The following is a 5369-nucleotide window of genomic DNA, read 5'->3' as shown; positions in this document are numbered from 1 at the left end:
GCCTGCGCCGCCCACCGCGCATAATTGACCAACCCCCCATGAGTGACCGCCACCCCCTTCGGCCGCCCCGTCGACCCCGACGTATACATCACATACGCCGGATGTCCTGGCAGTACGACACCCGCACCACCGGCCTCCACCCGGACATCGAGGGTGACGAGCTCCCCCGCCACCGCGGCGTCGTCGTCCAGCACCACCACCGGCGCGCTCTCGTACGCCGCGAACTCGTCGAGGCGGCCGCGCAGCCCACCGTCGGTGAGCACGCACGCCACGCCGGCGTCGGCGAGCATGAAGGCGATCCGCTCCGCCGGGTATTCCGGGTCGACCGGCAGGTACGCGCCTCCGGCCTTCCACACCGCCAGGACCGATACGACCACCTCCACGCCGCGCCCGAGGCATAGCCCCACCACCGACTCGGGGCCGACACCACGGTTCGCCAGGATCCGGGCCAGCCGGTTCGCGCGGGCGTCCAGCTCGGCGTAGGAGATCTCGATGTCGTCGGCGACGACTGCCACGGCGTCGGGTGTGCGGGCCGCCTGGTCCTGGAAGAGTTCCGGCACCGTCGCGGACGCGATGTCGGCCACCGTGTTGTTCCACTCCACCAACACCCGGTGGCGTTCGGCCTCCTCCAGCACGGCGATCGCGCTCAGCGGCCGGTCCGCGCCGCCGTCCAGCACGTCCTCCAGCGCACCCACCAGGTTCTCGGCAGTGGTGCTGAGCAGCACTCCCACCGCCCGCGCGTCGATCGGGGCGACTGCGTCCACTGTCAGCTCGATCGTGTCCCCGTCGTCGTCCAATGACACAGTGAGGGGATAGTTGTTGCGCTCCTGGGAGAAGACCGTCCTGATGCCCTCACTCCCGGCATCACGGCCGGCATCACGGCCGGCATCCTGGCCGGCGTCCTGGCCGGCGTCCTGGGCGCTGTTGTGGCGGTAGTTGAACAACGCGGTGAACAACGGCACATCACCAGCCACCCCACTGGCCTGCTGAGCCAACGCCAACGGCGCATGCTCATGCTCCAACAACTCCGCCAACTGCCCACGCATCGCCGACACCGCCGCCACCACACCCACCTCACCCGTACGCACCCGAACCGGCAACGTATTGATGAACGGCCCCGGCGTCCGCCCCGAACCCACACCGGCATTCATCCGCCCGAACAACACCGTCCCGAACACCACATCCTCACGAGCACTGACCACCGCCAGCACCCGCGCCCACGCCACATGCATCACCGTCGCCGCACTGGTCCCCAAAGCACGCGCCACCCGCCGCAACCTGCCCCCCAGCCCCACACCCAAAGCAACCCGCGCCCGAACCACCCCCGCCCCATCACCACGCACCTCCACCTGCCCATACGGCGCGGTCGGCTCACTCACATCCCCCAGCAGACCAGCGAAATACCGCTCATGCTCAGCCCGCTCCACCCCACCCCGCGCCTGCGCCACAAAATTCCGGAACGGCACCGGCTCACCCAGCTCATCACCACGACCGGCGAGGAACGCCTCCACCTCGGCGAGCAAAACCTCCAGCGCCATATGATCCTGCACAATGTGATGCACCCGCACCAACGCCAACCACCGACCATCCGGCAACGCCGCCACATGAACATCGATCAACGGAGCCCGCCCCAGATCCATCGACAAACCCCCCGCCGCCACCACCTCGGCCACCGGATCCACACCACACCGATCCAGCACCACCTCGGCAACCGGCAACACCGCACGCCGCCACACCACCTGCACCGGCTCCCTCAGCCCGTGCCACACAATCGACGTGCGGAAGATATCGTGCCGATTCACCACCTGCTGCAACGCGTCCGTAAAGGCCTCCAGCCGAGCCCGCGAATCCAGCTCCACCACGGTCGGCAGCACATAGGTATCCGCGCCACCGTCCGCCAGCAGATGGTGGAACAACAGGCCCTCCTGCAACGGCGCCAGCGGATAGACATCCGCCACATTGGCCGCCCCGCCCTCGACCGTGGCCACCACCCGGTCGATCTCGGCCTGCGACAACTCCACCAGCGGCAACATCGCCGGCGTGATCTCGCGCGCACCGGCAGGAATCGCGTTCCCGGGCACCACCACCGACCTCGCACCTCCGGCGAGAGCCAGCCCGGCCGGAGTGGGTGTCTGTCCAGCTTGCCGTTCGCGGTCAACGGCAACGCCTCCAGCACCACCACCGCCGACGGCACCATGTAATCGGGCAGACACCGAGCGACGAACTCCCGCACCGCGGACGGCGCGTCGTCGCCATCTCCGGCCGGCAGCACATAGGCGACCAGCCGCCTGTCACCCGGCGCGTCCTCGCGCACGACCACCGTGGCGCGGGCGACGGACGGATGCGCGACCAGCACGGATTCGATCTCACCGAGCTCGATGCGGAACCCGCGCAGCTTGACCTGGTCATCGACCCTTCCCAGGTACTGCAGGTCACCGGCGTCGCTCCAGCGCACGAGGTCCCCGGTCCGGTACATCCGCTCACCGGCACCGCCGAACGGGCACGCCACGAACCGCTCCGCCGACAGGTCAGGCCGCCCCATGTAGCCACGGGCCAGACCGGCGCCCGCGATGTAGAGCTCGCCCGCCACCCCCGGCGCCACGGGTTGCAGGTACCCGTCCAGGACGTACACCGACGTGTTCGCGATCGGCCCGCCGATCGACGACACACCACCGACGATGTCCACCCGCTTGGTGGTGGACCAGATCGTCGTCTCCGTCGGCCCGTACATGTTGGTCACCGACGCCGCCCGAGACCCCAGCGCCCGTGCCAGCTCGTCCGGCAGTGCCTCGCCGCCCACCAGCACCCGGACCCCGGCGAGCACGCCTTCGTCGCCGCCGGAGACGACCGCGTGCCACAGATTCGGTGTCGCCTGCACCAACGTCGCGCCCGAGGAGACGATCAGCTCTCGCAACTCAAGCGGATCCCGTACCGTCTCCTGCCCGGCGAGCACGATCCGCGCTCCGGTGAGCAGCGGAAGGTAGAGCTCCAGGCCCGCGATGTCGAATCCCACCGTGGTCACGGCCACGAGCCTGTCGTCGGTGTCCAGCCCGAAGCACTTCTGCATCGCGGCCAGGAAGTTCACCAGCGACCGATGCTCGATCACCACGCCCTTGGGGCGGCCGGTCGAGCCCGAGGTGTAGATCACATAGGCCGGATGCTCGGCCGTCAGACCGGTGACGGGCGCCGTACTCGGCAGTGTGGCCAGTTCCTCCACCACCGCGGCATCGTCGACCGCCACCCTGGGCACGCCCGCCGCGCTCCGCGTCTCGACCAGCCTCGCGAGCAGAGCGGTATCGGTCAGCAGGCACTGGGCGCCCGCGTCGGCGAGAGTGAAGGCAGTGCGCTCCGCCGGGTACTCGGGATCCAGCGGCAGGTAGGCACCCCCCGCCTTGAGAACGCCCAACAGGGTGACCAGCAGATCCACTCCGCGTTCCAGGTAGACCCCGACCACCGACTCCGGGCCGACTCCCTGCCGGGCCAGCAGCCACGCCAGGCGGTTCGCCCGCGCATCCAGCTCCGCGAAAGACATCTCGGTCCCGTCGGCGACCACGGCGATCGCGCTGGGCGTACGCGCCACCTGAGCCTCCAGCAGCTCCGGCAGCGTTGCGGGCGGTACGTCCACAACCGTGTCGTTCCACTCGCTCAACACTCGACGCCGCTCACCGGTGTCCAGGACGTCAACCTCGCTGAGCCGCAGCCCGGGGTCGGCTGACAGAGCTTCCAGCACCCGTCCCCAGCGCGTCACCATCCGCTCGGCCGACTCGACGTCGAACAGGTCGGCCGCCACCGTGAACGTCCCGCTCAGGCCGACCGGGTTGCCCTGCTCGTCGAAGAGCTCGACGGCGGTGACCTCCAGGTCGAACTTGACCGTCTGTGGTCCGGTCGGGCCTCCGCGGGTGCGCTCGTGCGAAGAGTCGACGACCGTCCGCTCGTTGTTCTGCAGGATGAGCATGACCTGGAAGAGCGGGTGGCGGGACAGCGACCGGGTTGGAGCCAGCTCCTCCACCAGCTTCTCGAACGGCACGTCCTGATGCCTGAACGCCGCCAGCCCCGACTTGCGCACCCGGCCCAGCACCTCACGGAAGCTCGGATTCCCCGACACATCCGTCCGCATCACCAACGTGTTGACAAAGCACCCGACCAGATCATCCAACGCCTCGTCCGTACGACCCGCCACCGCCGCACCCACCGGCACGTCAGTCCCGGCGCCCAGGCGCGACAGCAACACCGCGAGCGCCGACTGCAACACCATGAACATCGTCACGCCCTCGGCGCGCGCCACCTCCGCCAACCGCGCGTGCACCTCCGCCGGCACCTCCACCCCCGCCGTATGGCCCACATGCGAGGCCACCACCGGACGTGGACGATCGAACGGCAGCTCCAGCTCCTCCGGTGCCCCCGCCAACGCCTCACGCCAGAACGCCACCTGGCGCGAGAGGAGACTCCCCGGATCCGCTCCATTCCCCAGTAACTCCCGCTGCCACAACGCGTAGTCGGCGTACTGCACCGGCAACGGCTCCCACTCCGGAACCCGCCCCGCGACACGCGCCTCGTACGCCGTCGTGACATCACGGGACAGCGGCCCGGTCGACCAGCCGTCTCCGGCGATGTGGTGAATCACGATGGCCAGGACGTGGTCGTCCTGCCCGGCGGAGAAGAGCCAGGCCCGGATCGGCGCCTCGGACGACAGGTCGAAGGCGTAGCCCGCCACCTCCGCGGCCGCGCCGTCCAGATCGGACGGCGCCACCTCGGCGACCGCGAGCTGCCAGTCCAGCTCGTCCATCGTCAGAATGCGCTGGTACGGCTCGCCGTCGGCAACCGCGAAAACCGTACGCAGCACCTCATGCCGGACGATGACGTCACGAAACGCGGCACCCAGCGCCTCCCGGTTCATCTCGCCCGAGAGCCGCAGAACGAGCGGGATGTTGTACAGGGCGCTCGGACCCTCAAGCTGGTCGATGAACCACAGGCGGCGCTGCGCGAATGAAAGCGGAATCATCAGGACTCCTCCTGGTTGCGCATCGGCCGCAACGCCGGCCTAGCTGGTCGTTGATTTCCGAGCTGTTGGGCGAGTCCGGCGACCGTCGGCGCGTCGAACAGCACCGCGATCTCCACCTCGACGTCGAGTACCGTCCTGATCCGGCTGATCAGCCGGACCGCGAGCAGCGAGTGACCGCCGAGAGCGAAGAAGTCGTCATCGACACTCACCTCGTCCACACCCAGCACCTGCGCGAACACGCCGCACAGGAGCTGCTCCTGTTCGGTGGCCGGTCCCCGGCCCGCACCCGCACCGCCGGCGTACTCCGGGGCCGGCAGCGCCCTGCGGTCCAGCTTGCCGTTCACGGTCAGCGGTAACGCCTCCATCA

General features: G+C 69.2%; 3 protein-coding genes. All 3 read right to left on the bottom strand.

Going from position 1 to position 5369, the window contains the following annotated elements:
* On the bottom strand, window positions 1-1916 hold a 1916-nt coding region (locus IG98_RS54080), incomplete at its 3' end, for an AMP-binding protein (protein ID WP_245651968.1).
* A complete protein-coding gene (locus tag IG98_RS0143565) occupies window positions 1799-5002 on the bottom strand; it encodes a non-ribosomal peptide synthetase (RefSeq protein ID WP_051753731.1) in 3204 nt (1067 codons plus the stop codon). The genes IG98_RS0143565 and IG98_RS54080, both read right to left, overlap by 118 nt.
* A partial coding sequence (locus IG98_RS46195) for a phosphopantetheine-binding protein (protein WP_037972936.1) occupies window positions 5002-5369 on the bottom strand: 368 nt, incomplete at its 5' end. The genes IG98_RS46195 and IG98_RS0143565, both read right to left, overlap by 1 nt.

It is taken from the genome of Streptosporangium amethystogenes, assembly GCF_000721075.1.
Classification (GTDB): Bacteria; Actinomycetota; Actinomycetes; order Streptosporangiales; family Streptosporangiaceae; genus Streptosporangium; species Streptosporangium amethystogenes.
This window is presented reverse-complemented; position numbering and strand designations above follow the sequence as displayed.

Excerpts from the sequence above, each read along its gene's own strand:
- IG98_RS0143565 (WP_051753731.1), bottom strand. The coding sequence starts at position 5,002 with ATGATTCCGCTTTCATTCGCGCAGCGCCGCCTGTGGTTCATCGACCAG.